Source organism: Bradyrhizobium australiense (assembly GCF_013114825.1).
Taxonomy (GTDB): Bacteria; Pseudomonadota; Alphaproteobacteria; order Rhizobiales; family Xanthobacteraceae; genus Bradyrhizobium; species Bradyrhizobium australiense.
This window is the reverse complement of sequence record NZ_JAAVLX010000013.1, coordinates 73,932-90,042: the sequence shown is the minus strand read 5'-3', so window position 1 is coordinate 90,042 and position 16,111 is coordinate 73,932. Positions and strand designations below refer to the sequence as shown.

17 protein-coding genes are annotated in these 16,111 nt (G+C 62.8%); 11 read left to right on the top strand and 6 right to left on the bottom strand.

The window, feature by feature from the left end; all coding sequences use genetic code 11:
- The first annotated feature begins 1 nt into the window (after position 1).
- The 9 genes from HCN58_RS31515 (at position 2) to HCN58_RS31475 (ending at position 6,090) form a co-directional block, all read left to right on the top strand.
- The gene (locus HCN58_RS31515; RefSeq protein WP_171583245.1) at positions 2-1,204 is read left to right on the top strand and encodes a divergent polysaccharide deacetylase family protein; all 1,203 of its coding nucleotides are present in this window, start codon (positions 2-4) and stop codon (positions 1,202-1,204) included.
- Between the two features lie 97 nt (positions 1,205-1,301).
- Entirely contained in the window at positions 1,302-1,808 is a 507-nt protein-coding gene (locus HCN58_RS31510) for an RNA pyrophosphohydrolase (protein ID WP_171583244.1), read from the top strand.
- Between the two features lie 156 nt (positions 1,809-1,964).
- Positions 1,965-2,462 carry an RNA pyrophosphohydrolase gene (locus HCN58_RS31505; protein WP_171583243.1) on the top strand — a complete coding sequence of 166 codons (498 nt, stop codon included), beginning with the start codon at positions 1,965-1,967 and terminating at the stop codon, positions 2,460-2,462.
- 135 nt (positions 2,463-2,597) lie between these two features.
- Entirely contained in the window at positions 2,598-2,828 is a 231-nt protein-coding gene (locus HCN58_RS31500; protein ID WP_171583242.1) for a hypothetical protein, read from the top strand.
- 59 nt (positions 2,829-2,887) lie between these two features.
- Positions 2,888-3,202 (top strand): hypothetical protein, encoded by a 315-nt coding sequence (locus HCN58_RS31495; protein ID WP_171583165.1) that lies wholly within the window; start codon positions 2,888-2,890, stop codon positions 3,200-3,202.
- Positions 3,203-3,395: 193 nt separating this feature from the next.
- On the top strand, positions 3,396-3,848 hold the full coding sequence (locus HCN58_RS31490) for an Hsp20 family protein (RefSeq protein WP_171583241.1): 453 nt from the start codon (positions 3,396-3,398) through the stop codon (positions 3,846-3,848).
- Positions 3,849-3,941: 93 nt separating this feature from the next.
- Positions 3,942-4,442 carry an Hsp20/alpha crystallin family protein gene (locus HCN58_RS31485; protein WP_171583240.1) on the top strand — a complete coding sequence of 167 codons (501 nt, stop codon included), beginning with the start codon at positions 3,942-3,944 and terminating at the stop codon, positions 4,440-4,442.
- A gap of 75 nt (positions 4,443-4,517) precedes the next feature.
- Positions 4,518-4,847 (top strand): hypothetical protein, encoded by a 330-nt coding sequence (locus tag HCN58_RS31480; RefSeq protein WP_235984063.1) that lies wholly within the window; start codon positions 4,518-4,520, stop codon positions 4,845-4,847.
- A gap of 136 nt (positions 4,848-4,983) precedes the next feature.
- Entirely contained in the window at positions 4,984-6,090 is a 1,107-nt protein-coding gene (locus HCN58_RS31475; protein WP_311966921.1) for a Do family serine endopeptidase, read from the top strand.
- Positions 6,091-6,305: 215 nt separating this feature from the next.
- Here the strand turns inward: HCN58_RS31475 and HCN58_RS31470 are convergent, their stop codons facing one another.
- From HCN58_RS31470 to HCN58_RS31450, 5 genes are all read right to left on the bottom strand, one after another.
- Positions 6,306-6,713 (bottom strand): F0F1 ATP synthase subunit epsilon, encoded by a 408-nt coding sequence (locus HCN58_RS31470; RefSeq protein WP_171583239.1) that lies wholly within the window; start codon positions 6,711-6,713, stop codon positions 6,306-6,308.
- An 87-nt stretch (positions 6,714-6,800) separates the two neighbouring features.
- The gene (atpD, locus tag HCN58_RS31465; protein ID WP_171583238.1) at positions 6,801-8,243 is read right to left on the bottom strand and encodes a F0F1 ATP synthase subunit beta; all 1,443 of its coding nucleotides are present in this window, start codon (positions 8,241-8,243) and stop codon (positions 6,801-6,803) included.
- A gap of 49 nt (positions 8,244-8,292) precedes the next feature.
- Entirely contained in the window at positions 8,293-9,171 is an 879-nt protein-coding gene (locus HCN58_RS31460; RefSeq protein ID WP_171583237.1) for a F0F1 ATP synthase subunit gamma, read from the bottom strand.
- A 94-nt stretch (positions 9,172-9,265) separates the two neighbouring features.
- Positions 9,266-10,795, bottom strand: coding sequence for a F0F1 ATP synthase subunit alpha (atpA, locus tag HCN58_RS31455; RefSeq protein ID WP_171583236.1), 1,530 nt, complete (start codon positions 10,793-10,795; stop codon positions 9,266-9,268).
- A complete protein-coding gene (locus tag HCN58_RS31450; protein WP_171583235.1) occupies positions 10,795-11,355 on the bottom strand; it encodes a F0F1 ATP synthase subunit delta in 561 nt (186 codons plus the stop codon). Before HCN58_RS31450 ends, atpA begins: the two co-directional genes overlap by 1 nt.
- A 654-nt stretch (positions 11,356-12,009) precedes the next feature.
- Here HCN58_RS31450 and HCN58_RS31445 point away from each other — a divergent pair.
- Positions 12,010-12,504: a septal ring lytic transglycosylase RlpA family protein gene (locus HCN58_RS31445; RefSeq protein WP_171583234.1), complete on the top strand. Its 495-nt coding sequence runs from the start codon at positions 12,010-12,012 to the stop codon at positions 12,502-12,504.
- A gap of 257 nt (positions 12,505-12,761) precedes the next feature.
- On the opposite strand, the gene HCN58_RS31440 is transcribed toward HCN58_RS31445, so the two are convergent.
- A complete protein-coding gene (locus HCN58_RS31440) occupies positions 12,762-14,972 on the bottom strand; it encodes a primosomal protein N' (protein ID WP_171583233.1) in 2,211 nt (736 codons plus the stop codon).
- Positions 14,973-15,090: 118 nt separating this feature from the next.
- Here HCN58_RS31440 and HCN58_RS31435 point away from each other — a divergent pair, with 118 nt between their 5' ends.
- Positions 15,091-16,062 (top strand): tyrosine recombinase XerC, encoded by a 972-nt coding sequence (locus HCN58_RS31435; protein WP_171583232.1) that lies wholly within the window; start codon positions 15,091-15,093, stop codon positions 16,060-16,062.
- Positions 16,063-16,111: the final 49 nt, after the last annotated feature.

Sequence of the window (16,111 nt, the reverse complement as noted above, 5' to 3'; positions counted from 1 at the left end):
TATGACGGAAACGGCCGACGAACTGAGCACGCCGCTTGGACAGAATACGGAGCGCCAGAAGCGCCGGTTTCGGCTGCCGTTCACCGCGATGCAGGCGCTGGCCGTGCTGCTTGGCCTGTTCCTGACAGCCTTCCTGACCGTCGCTCTCTTTATCGAAAACCCGCTGGGGGGCGAGCCCGTCGCCCGCGTCGCATTGCGCAAGCCGGCCGGGGACGACAAGCAACCCGCGGCTTCCGGCCCCACCGAACAGCCCGCAAAAAGCCCGTTACAGCAGGCTCCGGCGGGCGACAACAACAAGACCGTCACCATCATCGACGGCTCCAGTGGCAAGCGCCAGGACGTCATTATCGGCAGCGATGCCGCCGAAAAGGCCGACTCAGAATCCGCACCGGCAACGGCGGCGGCCGGCATCGATCAGCGGCTGCTCGAAAAATCGCGCCACGGCATGATCCCCGCGGTTGCCGACGGCCTAAAGCCCTTCACGGTCTACGCGGCCGACGCCGACCGCATCAAGGCCGCAAAGATGCCGGTGGTCGCCATCGTCATCGGCGGCCTCGGCGTCGGCGCCGCCAAGACGACCGATGCCATCATGAAGCTGCCGCCGGCCGTGACGCTGGCGTTTACGCCTTACGGAGCGGACCCCGCCAAATTGGCCGAGCGCGCCCGCGCGCAGCGCCACGAGATCCTGCTGCAGGTTCCGATGGAGCCGTTCGACTATCCCGACAACGACCCGGGCCCGCAGACCCTGCTGACGACGCTGACATCGGAGCAGAACATCGACCGGCTGTACTGGCACCTCAGCCGGTTCCAGGGCTATGCCGGGATCGCCAATTTCATGGGGGCTCGTTTCACGGCGGCCGACACTGTGATGCAGCCGATTATCCGCGAGGCGGCCAAGCGCGGCCTCGGCTATCTCGATGACGGCTCCTCGCCGCGCAGCGCCGCGCCGTCGCTGACGGCAGCCCAATCGATGCCCTTCGCCAAAGCCGATTTCACCATCGATGCCGTGCCGACCTCGGCCGAAATCGACCGCACGCTGGTGAAACTGGAGACGCTTGCCAAGGAACGCGGACTGGCCGTGGGCGTCGCCTCGGCGCTGCCGGTCTCGATCGAGCGGATTGCCGCCTGGATCAAGACGCTCGAGGCCCGCGGCATCATGCTTGTGCCATTGACAACGGCGATGCTGAAATCAAAATCAGGCTAGAGATCAACCTGATGGCAGTAATCCGGACTCCCTCCGACTGCGCCGCACCGGCCGGTTTGCGGGCGTACTTGCTGCAGGTATAGGAGTCCTGACGGAAATGGCGCGCTACGAAGAGCTGCCCTACCGGACCTGCGTCGGCATGATGCTGATCAACGCAGCCGGGTTGGTCTTCATTGGCCGGCGCGCCGGCGGCATCGAACATGTCGATGAAGCCCACGTGTGGCAAATGCCGCAGGGCGGGGTCGATCCCGGCGAGGACACCTGGGAGGCCGCCAAGCGCGAGCTTTACGAGGAAACCAGCGTTCGCTCGGTGGAGAAGCTCGGCGAAGTCCCGGATTGGCTGATCTACGATATTCCACGCACGGTAGCCGGCCGCGCCTGGAAGGGCCGTTATCGCGGGCAACGGCAGAAATGGTACGCAGTGCGCTTCACCGGCAAGGACAATGAGATTAACGTCGCCAGCCCCGGCGGCGGAGGACACAAGGCCGAATTCGTGACGTGGCGCTGGGAGCCGATGAAGAATCTCCCAAACTTGATCGTTCCGTTCAAGCGGCCGGTCTACGAACGCGTCGTCAAGGAATTCGCCAGTCTTGCGGGCGGTTAGTGTGGCTGATCTTCCACGCAACGCTTCGTCATTCCGGGGCATGCGAAGCATGAACTCCGATGTGCAATTGCACATCGGAGAATTTCGAGATTCTCAGGTGCGCAATTGCGCACCACAGTTCGCGCAAACGCGCGCCCCGGAATGACGGCGACCGAGATGTCCGATAAGCCCTATCGCCCCAACGTGGGAATCGCGCTGTTCAACACCTCGGGCAAGGTGCTGATCGGCCGCCGCTTCCGCGACGACGGACCGGAAATCATTCTCCCCGGGCTCGAATGGCAGATGCCGCAGGGCGGCATCGATCCCGGCGAGAATCCGCGCGATGCCGTCGTGCGCGAACTTTGGGAGGAGACTGGGGCGGTCGGCGCCGAATACCTCGGCGAGACCGATTGGAGGAATTACGAATTTCCGCCATATGATGGGCCGGCCGACCATCGCTTGGCTAAATTTCGCGGCCAGCGGCAGAAATGGTTCGCGTTGCGGTTTACCGGCCGCGACGAAGATATCGACCCGCTGACGCAGCGCAACGGCCAGCAGGCCGAATTCGATTCCTGGCGCTGGGAACGGCTCGACCGCGTCGCGGAACTTGTGGTGCCGTTCCGGCGCGACGTGTACCGGATGGTGGCGCAGCAGTTCGCGGAATTCGCCCGCTAGACTGCATCTGCCAGACGATGGTTGCGCGTCGAGGTGCTTGACAGTCGTTCGTTGCTGAATATTTTTGCGCAGGGCGGGTTCTCCGCTCTTATCCGCGCAGAGGAACGATAAAGCGACCGTCAAGGGATGACGAAGATGATCGACGAAAAACTGGCCCGTTTGCGTACGCATCGCAAAAATATCGACCGTTATCGCCGGCTTCTTAAAACCAGGCTGACAGAGCTTGAACACCAGTACATCGAAAAACGGCTCGCCGAAGAACAGTCGGCTCTGGAAAGACTTGCTGCCGCTACATTTCCGCTCACTTTCCAGGCCCCGGCACAGCATCCTCACAGATCGGAGCCGCCGATCTCGTCGGCGGCCTGACATGTCTGCCGCGGCATGTCGCTGGTCGGCCGGTCCTGCCAGGGCCGGGAATAACCGGCATGACCCAATGTTTGCCTGACATGAAGGATGTGATCGTAACCAAGCGCCGCCGGAGCTGGGAGTGGCGGGTAACGGACGAGAGCGGCAGGCCGATCATGAGCGGCCGAGAACGCAGCCGTCCAGCCGCCCGCTATCAGGGCTACCGGACCTTGTTCATGCTGCTCGCCATCGGCCAAAGACCGGACACAATGCAGGCCCTGCGTTCGGGCCGCAATATCGGGCAAACGGCTGCGCGCGGACGGCCTCACCCAGTGGCGCGAACGGCGCCTTCGGCATCGGCGGGACCGGGATCGGAGGGCTTCACGCCCGATTAAGCATCCGACCACGGGCGTGACGGCGCGCCGAAAAATTTTGCCGGCCCGTCTTGAAACTTTTCGACCCGTTTCTAATTCGATTTTTGCCGCGGACAGCGGTGCCGGATGCCAGCGCGGGTCCGGCGAGTTGAGTGGGCGCCGGACGGTGTCCGACGCTCCTTCGTATCCATCTTGCTCTTAGGAGGACTTGGTTATGAGGACCTTTGACTTCTCGCCCCTGTGGCGTTCCACGATCGGCTTCGATCATCTGGCCGACCTGCTCGACAGCAGCTTGCGGCACCCGGCCGACGACAATTACCCGCCCTACAATGTCGAACGCTGCGGCGAAGACGCCTACCGGATTTCGCTCGCGGTTGCCGGTTTCGGCATGGACGATATTGCCGTAACCGCAGAACGCGACACTCTGATCATCGAGGGCAAGAAGCCCGACGCCGAGCAACGCGAATACCTCTACCACGGCATCGCGGCCCGGCCGTTCCGCAGGGTGTTCAATCTCGCCGACTATGTGCAGGTCAAGCAGGCCTCGTTCAAGGACGGGCTCTTGATCGTCGATCTGGTTCGCGAAGTGCCTGACGCGATGAAGCCGCGCCGCATCCCGATAGGCAACGCCGGCACTTCCCACCAGATCGAGCAGAAGGCGGCTTAAAGCCTCCTTCGGCAATACGGGCTGGGCGCGCGGATGACCGGCCGCGCGCGGGCCTATGCAAGCAACATCAGCAATCTCTGTAAGGAGGATTCCATGGCTTTTCGTGATCTGATCCCCTGGTCGAGAAATCAGGAGCTTTCGCCCACGCGCGACAGTTTCGATCCCTTCTTCACCCTGCACCGGGAAATGAACCGGCTGTTCGACGATGTTTTCCGCGGCTTCGCTATGCCTGCCCGGTTCGGCAGCCCGTTGATGGAAGGTCGCTTCGGATGGCCGAGCATCGAGCTCAACGAAACCGACAAGGAGCTGAAGGTCTCGGCTGAGCTGCCCGGGCTGACGGAAAAAGACGTTCAGGTCGAGATCGCCAATGGCGTTCTGACGCTGCGCGGCGAGAAAAAATCCGAACGAACCGACAACGGCGGAAAATACTTCACCGAGCGCTATTACGGTGCGTTCGAGCGGCAAATCCCGCTCGATGGCGTTGTGGAAGATAAGGCCGAAGCCACATTCCACGACGGCGTTTTGACCATCACGCTGCCGAAATCCGAACAGGCTCATTCGGCCGTCAAGCGCATCCCGATCAACAACCAGTGACGACAATGGCGGCGGCGCGTGCGCCGTCGCCACCACCAATGTCTCGATGGAAGGGAGAGTAAGGAGACCCCGTCAATGAGCAAGGCCGATCTGAGCACCACTGAATTTTCATTATTTCATCCCGCCGCGCATTATGGCTCCCCAGATGAAGTGTTGAACGACCAACAGCTCTCCGACGCGGAGAAGCGGGTGATCCTGTCGTCCTGGGCGTCCGACATGTTCGCGGTCGAATCTTGCCCGAGCCTGCGTGAGATTCCGGGCATGGGCCATACCATCCGCCTCGCCGACATCCTCGCCGCTCTGCGCCAGCTTGATGGCGAGCAAGATCCCGGGCAGCGCGCTGAAATCAGCACGCGATGGCGGTCGCGTTGGAAAACCGCCTTTCGGGGGCTTTCATCATGCTGACACCCGCCATTCTCGCCGTTGCGTGGGTTAACCACGCAGCCGCTTTGTGGGCGGCGCCTTGGCTTGCCCTGCAGGGCGCGCCGCCGCAAGACGGCTCCTGATCCGCACCTTTCGTAATCCGAAGACGAGAACCCACGTGAACCGACTTTTCGCGATTGTGCTGGCAGGCCTGGTCGGCGCGACGATCCTCGCAAGTCCGGCATCCGGACAGATTCCGAATCTGCGAACCGGCGGCATGGTGCCGACCCTCGCGCCGCTGGTTCGCGAGGTCACGCCGGCGGTAGTCAACATCGCCGTCCACGGCAAGATTCGTCAGGACAATCCGCTCTATCGCGATCCGCTGTTCCGGGAGTTCTTCGACGTCCCGAAACAACTGGAAAAGGAAATCAACGCCACCGGCTCCGGCGTTATTGTCGATGCGCAGAAGGGCTATGTCCTGACCAACAACCATGTTGTCGACCAGGTCGCCACCGTTCAGATCAAGACCAAGGACGGCCGGCAATTCTTGGCTAAGGTCGTCGGGCGCGATCCCGGCACCGATATTGCGGTGTTGCGGATTCAATCGCCGGCCGCGCTGAAGGCGATCGCGTTCGGCGACAGCGACGCGCTCGAAGTCGGCGATTTCGTCCTCGCCATCGGCAATCCGTTTGGTCTCGGCCAGACCGTAACTTCGGGCCTCGTCAGCGCGCTCGGCCGGACCGGACTCGGCAAGCAGGGCTATGAGGACTTCATCCAGACCGATGCGGCGATCAACCCCGGCAATTCGGGCGGCGCGCTGGTCAATCTCAAGGGCGAACTGATCGGCATCAATTCGGCGATCATCTCGCCGGCCGGCGGCAATGTCGGCATCGGCTTTGCGATTCCCGTCAATATGGCGCGGCGCGTGATGGATCAGATCGTGGAAAAAGGCCGCGTCGAACGTGGCAGGATCGGCATCTCGCTTCGCGAGCTAAATCCTTCCACCGATGGCGGACGCAGCGAAGGGGCGCGGATTGCCGAGGTCAGCCCCGGCTCGCCTGCCGAAGCGGCAGGGCTGCGCAAAGGCGACATCGTGCTGAAGGCGGACGACCGCCCAATTCACTCTGCCGCGCAGTTGAGAAACCGGATCGGGCTCGCGCGGATCGGCGAACAGGTGCGATTGATCGTCGAGCGTTCCGGTGCGCCTCAGAACGTTACCGTCGCGGTGGGGCCGGCCTCCGAAGCGAATAATGATCAGGGCGATCGCTCGGTTCAGCGGCGTTAGCAGGGCTGCGGTAAAAATCGCCGCGATCTCGACCAAACCCCGGGAAGTACCGCTGGCATGCCGCCGGAAGTTTCCGGGTACAACCACATTATCCACAAGGACGACCGGACTCGATGGTTTACGAGGTGCGCCAAAGCGGAAAACGCCCGTCACCGGGTTACGAGCGCTTTCGCGACTTAAGTCTTTACGACGCCCCGGAGCGGGTGCCCCGGGGCTTAGTGCATAGCGGTGGCGTTGAGCTCGATCTGGATGCTCTTGAAGTGGTCCAGCCGCTCGATGGCGTGATCGAGTTCGGAGCCTTCCTTCTCGGCGAGCTTGGCTTCCATCTCGGCGATGGTCTCGGCGAACTGCGCGCGGTCGACCTCGGCCATCGAGGTGGCGACGTCGGCCAACACGGTCAGTCCGTTTTCCGACATCTCTGCGAGGCCGCCGAGCACGATGATCTTCTGATGCGCCCCGCCTGACACGACGGTCAGGATACCCGGGCGGATCGCTGCCACGACCGGCGCGTGGCCGGCGAGCACGCCGAAATCGCCTTCCACGCCGGGAACGTCAACCTGATCGACCTCGCCGGAGAAGGCGAGCTTTTCGGGGGAGACGAGATCGAAATGAAAGGTAGCCATGAAGAACCTGCGAATAGCGAGTAGCGAATAGCGAGTGGGAAGAATGGGAGCAGCGCTATTCGCTACTCCCTATTCACCATTCGCCTCTTAGGCTGCTTCAGCAGCCAGCTTCTTGCCCTTCTCGACGGCTTCTTCGATGGTGCCGACCATGTAGAAGGCCGCTTCCGGCAGGTGGTCGTACTTGCCTTCGCAGAGACCGCGGAAGCCCTTGATGGTGTCGGCGAGATCGACGAACTTGCCCGGCGAGCCGGTGAAGACTTCGGCGACGTGGAACGGCTGCGACAGGAAGCGCTCGACCTTGCGGGCACGCGCCACCGTGATCTTGTCCTCTTCGGACAGTTCGTCCATGCCGAGAATGGCGATGATGTCCTGCAGCGACTTGTAGCGCTGCAGCACCTGCTGGACCATGCGCGCGGTCTGATAGTGCTCGTCGCCGACGACGAGCGGGGAGAGCATGCGCGAGGTCGAGTCGAGCGGGTCCACCGCCGGATAGATGCCCTTCTCCGAGATCGCGCGGCTCAACACCGTGGTCGCGTCCAAGTGGGCGAATGAGGTGGCCGGCGCCGGGTCGGTCAAGTCGTCAGCCGGCACGTAGATCGCCTGCACCGAAGTGATCGAGCCCTTGTGGGTGGTGGTGATGCGCTCCTGCAGCGCGCCCATGTCGGTGGCGAGCGTCGGCTGATAACCCACGGCGCTCGGAATACGGCCGAGCAGCGCCGACACTTCGGAGCCGGCTTGCGTGAAGCGGAAGATGTTGTCGACGAAGAACAGCACGTCCTGGCCCTGGTCGCGGAAGTGCTCGGCGACGGTCAGGCCGGTGAGGCCGACGCGGGCGCGGGCGCCCGGGGGTTCGTTCATCTGGCCGAACACCAGCGCGCATTTCGACTTCACGCTCGGATCGGGATTGTGCGGATCGGCGTTGACCTTGGACTCAATGAACTCGTGATAGAGGTCGTTGCCTTCGCGGGTACGCTCGCCGACGCCGGCGAACACCGAGTAGCCACCGTGGGCCTTGGCGACGTTGTTGATCAGTTCCTGAATCAGCACGGTCTTGCCGACGCCGGCGCCGCCGAACAGGCCGATTTTTCCGCCCTTGGCGTAAGGCGCCAGCAGGTCGACGACCTTGATGCCGGTGACGAGAATTTCAGCTTCGGTGGACTGGTCGGTGTAGGTCGGCGCTTCCTGGTGGATCGCGCGCATATCTTCAGCCTGCACCGGACCGGCTTCGTCGATCGGCTCGCCGATGACGTTGATGATGCGGCCGAGCGTGCCGGCCCCGACGGGAACGCGGATCGGCGCGCCGGTGTCGGACACTTCCTGGCCGCGGACCAGACCTTCAGTAGTGTCCATCGCGATGGTGCGGACCGTGGATTCGCCGAGATGCTGGGCGACCTCGAGCACCAGGCGGTTACCGCCGTTCTTGGTTTCCAGCGAGTTCAGAATCGCCGGCAGATGCCCTTCGAATTGCACGTCGACGACGGCGCCGATGACCTGGGTGACGCGTCCGGTCTGGTTTGCTGCTGCGGCCATAAATTCTCTCCTTCGAATTCGCTCTCAACCCGTCAGTGTGATCGCGCCGTTAGATCGCTTCGGCGCCGGAGATGATTTCAATCAGCTCCTTGGTGATCATGGCCTGTCGGGTTCGGTTGTAGGTCAAGGTCTGCTTGCGGATCATTTCACCGGCGTTGCGGGTGGCGTTGTCCATCGCGCTCATCTGCGAGCCGTAGAACGAGGCGTTGTTTTCCAGGAGCGCGCGGAAGATCTGCACCGCGAGATTGCGCGGCAACAAGCGCGTCAGGATCTCATCTTCTTCCGGCTCATATTCGTAGGAAGTCGACGGACCGGCGTTGGCAGCAGGCGCCTCCACCACCAGCGGGATGACCTGCTGGGCGGTCGGAATCTGCGCGATGACGGATTTGAAGCGCGAATAAAACAGCGTGCAGACGTCGAATTCGCCGGCCTCGAAGCGCGCGAGAATCGTTTTGGCGATGTCTTCGGCATTGACGAAGCCGAGCTGGCGAACCGAGCGCAGTTCGGTGTGTCCGATGATATGCTTCTCGAAGGTACGGCGCAGTTGCTCGTAGCCCTTGCGGCCGACACAGAAGATCTTGATCTCCTTGCCCTGATTGAGCAGGGACAGCGCACGCTCACGGGCCAGACGCACGATCGCCGAATTGAACGCGCCGCACAGGCCTCGTTCGCCCGTGCAGACGAGCAGCAGGTGAACCTGATCCCTGCCAGTGCCGGCCAACAGCGCCGGCGCGCCGGGCGAACCCGCCGCAGCGGTGGCGATATTGGAAATCACGGCGTCCATCTTCTCGGCATAGGGCCGCGCCGCTTCAGCCGCGGTCTGCGCGCGCCGCAGCTTGGAAGCCGCGACCATCTGCATTGCCTTGGTGATCTTCTGCGTCGCCTTGGTCGAGGCGATGCGGACCCGCATGTCTTTAAGTGAAGCCATTCTCAGTTCACCCCGGCGATCCGGTGTCTGACACCCGACCGCAAGCCACTCTTTCGTCGGGCCCGGCTATCCGCCGGGCCGCAACGGCAAATCATCAAGAAAACGTCTTGGCGTAGCCTTCGACCGCGGTCTTCAGCTTGGCAGCGAGATCATCGGAGAGATCGCGGCTGTCACGAATGCCGTTGAGAATGTCGGCGTTCTTGCCGCGCAGAAGCGACAGCAGGCCGTCCTCGAAGGCGCGCACCTTGTTGAGCGGAAGCGGGTCGAGATAGCCGTTGGTGCCGGCCCAGATCACGCAGACCTGCTCTTCCATTTTCAGCGGCGAGAACTGCGGCTGCTTCAGGAGTTCGGTCAAACGCGAGCCGCGGTTCAAGAGGCGCTGCGTCGAGGCGTCGAGGTCGGAGCCGAACTGCGCGAACGCCGCCATTTCGCGGTACTGCGCCAGCTCGCCCTTGATCTTGCCGGCGACCTTCTTCATCGCCTTGGTCTGCGCCGACGATCCGACGCGCGACACCGACAGACCGACGTTCACCGCGGGACGGATGCCCTGGAAGAACAGGTCGGTTTCCAAAAAGATCTGGCCGTCGGTGATCGAAATCACGTTGGTCGGAATATAGGCCGACACGTCGTTGGCCTGGGTTTCGATGACCGGCAGCGCGGTCAGCGAGCCCGAGCCATGGTCCTTGCTGAGCTTGGCGGCGCGCTCGAGCAGGCGGGAGTGCAGGTAGAACACGTCGCCGGGATAGGCTTCGCGGCCCGGTGGGCGGCGCAGCAACAGCGACATCTGACGGTAGGCGACGGCCTGCTTGGACAAGTCGTCATAGATGATGACGGCGTGCATGCCGTTGTCGCGGAAATATTCGCCCATGGTGCAGGCGGTGAACGGCGCGATGTACTGCATCGGCGCCGGATCGGACGCGGTGGCGGCGACGACGATCGAATATTCCAGCGCGCCCTGCTCTTCCAGCACCTTGACGAACTGAGCGACGGTCGAACGCTTCTGGCCGATCGCGACATAGACGCAATACAGCTTAATGTTCTCGTCCGGCTGCGCGTTGAGCGGCTTCTGGTTCAGAATGGTGTCGAGCGCGATCGCAGTCTTGCCGGTCTGGCGGTCGCCAATGATCAGCTCGCGCTGGCCGCGGCCGACCGGGATCAGCGCATCGATCGCCTTGAGGCCGGTCGCCATCGGCTCGTTCACCGACTTGCGCGGAATGATGCCGGGCGCCTTGACGTCGACGCGCTTGCGTTCGGTCGCCTGGATCGGGCCTTTGCCGTCGATCGGATTGCCGAGCGCGTCAACCACGCGGCCGAGCAGGCCCTTGCCAACGGGCGTATCCACGATGGCGCGGGTACGCTTGACGGTCTGGCCTTCCTTGATCTCGCGGTCGGCGCCGAAGATCACGATACCGACGTTGTCGGTTTCGAGGTTGAGCGCCATGCCGCGGGTGCCGTTCTCGAACTCGACCATTTCACCGGCCTGGACGTTGTCCAGACCGTAGACGCGGGCGATACCGTCACCGACGGACAGCACCTGCCCGACTTCGGTAACCTCAGCCTCCTGGCCGAAATTCTTGATCTGGTCCTTGAGGATCGCGGAAATTTCCGCGGCGCGGATGTCCATCAGCCTGCCTCTTTCATCGCGTGCTTGATCGAATTGAGTTTGGTGCGAAGCGAACTATCCACCATGCGACTACCGAGCTTGACCACAAGGCCGCCAATGATGGAGGGATCGACTTTCACGTTGAGCGCGACGTCCTTGCCCGTCACCGATTTCAGTGCGGTCTTCAGCGCGTCGAGATTCTTGTCATTGAGCTGTTCGGCAACCGTGACGTCGGCGGTCGCCTCGCCCTTGAACTTCGCCACCAGCGCGCGGAAGGCGCGGATCACATCGGCGACGGCGAACAGCCGGCGGTTGGCGGTCAGGACTTTAAGGAATTTGGCGGAGGTGCCGGTAATTTCGGCCTTGTCGAGCACGGCATTAAGCGCCTTTGCCTGCGCATCTGCCGAGAAAACCGGGCTGCGGACGAGGCGCTTGAGATCGGCGCTTTCGTTCAGCATCGCCTCGAATTTATCGAGATCGGCCTTTACCGCGTCGACGGATTTCTCGTCGCGCGCCAACTCGAACAAGGCCGTAGCATAACGGCCGGACACTCCCGAAACGGACGGATCTTCAGCAGCCACAGAGTCGCTCTTTTTTGCTGTCAAACTCGCAAGGGAAAAACCGTCGCCACAAGTAGCGGCGCCTAGCGATCCAAGCCCTTGGAATTCAAGCGGGACTTCGATTTTCGACCGGCACGAGAGGTGCCGAGATCGTTAAAATCGCGGCTTTGCTAACATAGCGAGCGCGCAGGTGCAACATGACGGCGCGTTCGGGCGATGCCTTGTCGCACATCGATTTTCAGCCCCCGCCGAACACTGTTTGGACAGCGATCAGCGCGACCGAAATTGGGCTCCCGCCCTCCACTCGATTATCTGCGGCGCTCCAGCGCGCACATCCGTTCTGGCTGCATTTGCATGGCGGCTATGAGCCGCCATCGAGGAACAATTCGGTCGACCTTCTCCATTTGGCCATTACTTGCCTAAATCTCTTCCATTTGCGGAATGACTGTATTTGTAAGTAATGTGTAGTATTGCATTGGTTAAAAATCCATTAACGCACAAGATTACGGAATATCATTCGATTATCTGAGCTCGGTAACAAGATATGTCAGCCCGAGACATTCCCAATTTACTGCCAAATTCATGCCTCATTGCATTATCAAACGGCCCTCACTGAAGTTGGGACGGGGGTTCCATTTGTCACGTATGTGGCAATACTGTCTGAGGGACTAATTAATGTTGAATACCAAGAATGTGATGCCGGGAAATCTAACCCGGTCGCGCACGGCGCTCGCCTTGATCGCCGCAACTCTCCTGGTCGGTGGCACCGTCACCGAAGCTTCTGCAAAATCCAGGCACCATCGCCATCACCATCACGCCAGCAAGGCCCAGGCTACCGGAGGTAGCTGGCTGGACGCCAACGCCTCGATCGGCTCACAGAGCACCGGGCACGGCTTCTCGGGAAAGGCCTCCTATTACGGCAATGAATCCGGCAGCAGGACCGCATCCGGTCAGCGCTTCAACCAGAACGCCATGACCGCGGCCCACCGCTCGCTGCCGTTCGGCACCAAGCTCCGCGTCACCCATCGCGGCCAGAGCGTGATTGTCACGATTAACGATCGTGGCCCCTTCATCAGGGGACGCGTGCTCGACCTGTCCACGGGTGCGGCCCGTGCCATCGGCCTGACCGGCGCCGGCGTCGGCCACGTCACTGCCGAGGTCATCTCTTAAAGCGCGCGCTCGCGCGCCGTTTTCCGGTCCATCAGATCGCGTAAGCGTTGCGTTGCGTACCGTCGCGGAACTTTCCGCGGCAACAAAGGCCTGCCGTCGCAAATGACGGCGGGCTTTATTGTTGTTTCTTTGTTGTTTCCCACTTTCGTCATTCCGGGATGGTCCGAAGGACCAGACCCGGAATCTCGAGATTCTCAGGTGCGCAATTGCGCACCATAGTTCGATGCTCCGCATCGCCCCGGAATGACGAAAGGATGCTACAAAAAGCTCTGCGGATCGACGTCGACTTCGAGCTTGAGATTGCCCTTGGTCTTCGGACCGGCGGCGAGCCATTCGCGCAAATATTCCGAGAGGTCGACATTGCGCAGCGACTTCACCAGGATCCGGAACCGGTAGCGGCCCTTGATCACCGCCAGCGGCGCTTCGGCAGGGCCCAGCACCTGGATGCGCTCGTCGATTGGCGCCACTGCGGCAAGGCGGCGCGCAAAACCTTCCGCGCTCGGCCGGTCGCCTGCGGAAATGATTAGGCTGGCGAGCCGGCCGAACGGCGGATAGCCGGTGCGCTCGCGGGAGTCGATTTCGCTGGCGTAAAACGCCTCACGGTCGTTGGCAACCAATGCCTTCATCACGGGATGTTCGGGCTGATGGGTCTGCAAATAGCCGACGCCGCGTCCCTGTTCGCGCCCCGCACGCCCGATCACCTGGTTGAGCAGTTGAAACGTCCGCTCGGCGGCGCGCGGATCGCCATTGCCGAGGCCCAAATCCGCATCGACCACCCCGACCAGATTGAGCCGCGGGAAATTGTGGCCCTTCGCGACCAGTTGCGTACCGATGATGATGTCGACGCGGCCTTTGGCGATCTCGTTCAACTCACTGCGCATGGTTTCGATCGAGGTGATCAGATCGCTCGACAGCACCATGGTGCGCGCTTCTGGAAACAGTGCAGCCGCCTCCTCCTGCAGCCGTTCGACGCCGGGACCGACCGCGACCAGCGACTCCTCGGCCTGGCAATGCGGGCAGATATTCGGGCGCGGCATCGAGAATCCGCAATGATGGCAGACCAGCCGCTGGCGAAAGCGATGATCGACCAGCCAGGCGTCGCAGATGGTGCAGGCAAAGCGATGGCCGCAGGCGCGGCATAGCGTCAGCGGCGCGTAGCCGCGGCGATTGAGAAACAGCAGTGCCTGTTCGCGCTTCTCGATCGCGAATTGAATCTGTTCGGCAAGCGGCGGCGAGATGAAGCGGCCGCGCGGCGGCGGCGCGCGGCGTAGATCGATCGCCTCGATATGCGGCATGTGCTGGCCGCTGAATCGCGATGGCAGCGCGACACGCTGATAGCGCCCCTTCCGCGCATTAACCTCGCTCTCGACCGACGGCGTCGCGGACGCCAGCACGATCGGGATTTTGGCGATATGCGCGCGCACCACCGCCATGTCTCGGGCATGATAATGGGCGCCGTCATCCTGCTTGTAAGCCTGATCGTGCTCCTCATCGACGATGATGAGACCCAGATCCGCATAGGGCAGAAACAGCGCCGAGCGCGCGCCGACCACGACGGGCGCTTCACCGGCCGATATCGCCGCCCAGTTGCGCTGCCGAGTGCGCGGGGTCAGTTCGGAGTGCCATTCCAACGGGCGCACGCCAAAACGTTGCGCAAAGCGGTCGAGGAATTGTCCTGTGAGCGCGATCTCCGGCATCAGGATCAGCGTCTGCTTGCCGCGCCGGACGACTTCCGCAATCGCCTCGAAATAGACTTCCGTCTTGCCCGATCCGGTGACGCCGTCGAGCAGCGCGACGTGGAACGTGCCGTTGGCGGCGAGCGCGCGCATCATGTCCACCGCCGCGCGCTGCTGGTGGGAAAATTCCGGCTGCGCAAAGAACGGATCGGGCGCGGGCGGCGCCAGCGGCGGCGGCATTGCCTCGATCGCAAGCGTGCCCTCGTCGACAAGGCCGTCGACCACCCCGGCGCTCACGCCGGCTTCTCGCGCCGCATCCGACTTGCCGTGCAGCAGACCATCCGACAGCACCTCGATCAGCCGCCGCCGCGCCGGCGTCAAGCGCTGCGGCGCTTGGCCTACCAACCGCACGCCAAGGCGCATCCGCTCGGGCCCGAGATTTTCGCTCATCCGCAAGGCCATGCGCAGCACCATACCGCGCGCTGACAGCGTGTAGTTGGCGACCCAATCGACGAGACTGCGCAATTCCTCCTTGAGCGGCGGCACGTCGAGCTTTTCGCCGACGTCCTTCAGGCGGTTGTGCAGACGCGGGTCGGGATTGGCATTTTCCGCCCACACCACCGCCACCACCTCACGCGGCCCGAGCGGCACGCAGACGACATCGCCCGCCTTCAGCTCCATGCCGCGCGGCACGCGGTAGGAATAATTTTGATTGAGCGCGACCGGCACCAGCACGTCGACGACGCGGGTCGACGAGGCCGATGAGCTGCTTTGGCGGGTGGCATGGTCCATCAGGGGGAATCAGGCTCAGGGTATCCGGAGCGAGGCTAGCGCCACCCCGGCCGGTTAGCGAACGGTAAACGAAAAGGTGCGATATAATGCGCTGAATCAACGTCTCCAAGGCAAGGTTATGGCCAGGGAAGTTCCGGCACCGCAAGCGATCGAGCTCGATTGCGCCGACGACGGCCTGGCGCAGGAGATGACGCGCTGGCTGACGCATCTGCGCGCCGAGCGGCGGCTGTCGCCGAAAACGCTCGAAGCCTATGCCCGCGACCTCCGCCAATGCCTCACTTTCCTCGCCGAGCATTGGGGAAGTCAGGTCACGTTGAAGAAGTTTGCGGCGCTGGAAGCCGCCGACGTCAGGGCTTTTATGGCGATGCGTCGGGCCGACGATATCGGCGGACGCTCACTGATGCGCGCGCTGGCGGGCTTGCGATCGTTCGGGCGCTATCTCGAGCGGGAAGGCAAAGGCAAGGTCGGCGCCCTCTCGGCCATCCGCGCGCCCAAAATTGCAAAAAGCCTGCCGAAGCCGATCCAGATGGCCGCCGCCAAGCGCTTTGCCGATGCCGACGAGCGCGCCGGCGAGGAACGCGATCCCTGGATTCTCGCGCGCGACGCCGCGGTAATGGCGCTGCTCTATGGATCGGGCCTGCGCATCTCCGAAGCGCTGGGACTGAAACGCCAGGACGTACCCAAACCGGGCGAAGCCGACGTCATCATCGTCACCGGCAAAGGCAACAAGACCCGCATGGTGCCAGTGCTGCAGAACGTGCTGGCGCTGATCTCCGATTACGTTGCGATGTGCCCGCATTCATTGCCGCCGGCCGGCCCGATCTTCGTCGGCGCGCGCGGCGGACCGCTTTCGCCGCGGATCATCCAGCTCACCATGGAGCGGCTGCGCGGCGCGCTCGGCCTGCCCGACAGCGCCACCCCGCACGCGCTGCGGCATTCTTTCGCCACTCATTTGCTCAGCCGCGGTGGCGATCTGCGCGCGATCCAGGAACTGCTCGGTCACGCCTCACTGTCCACCACCCAGATCTATACCGGCATCGACGGCGAGCGGCTGCTGGAAGTCTACCGCAGCGCGCATCCGCGCGGCTGACGCCTGCGCTTCCTGCTGACATACTCCCGTCACACCGATGGCTTCCTTA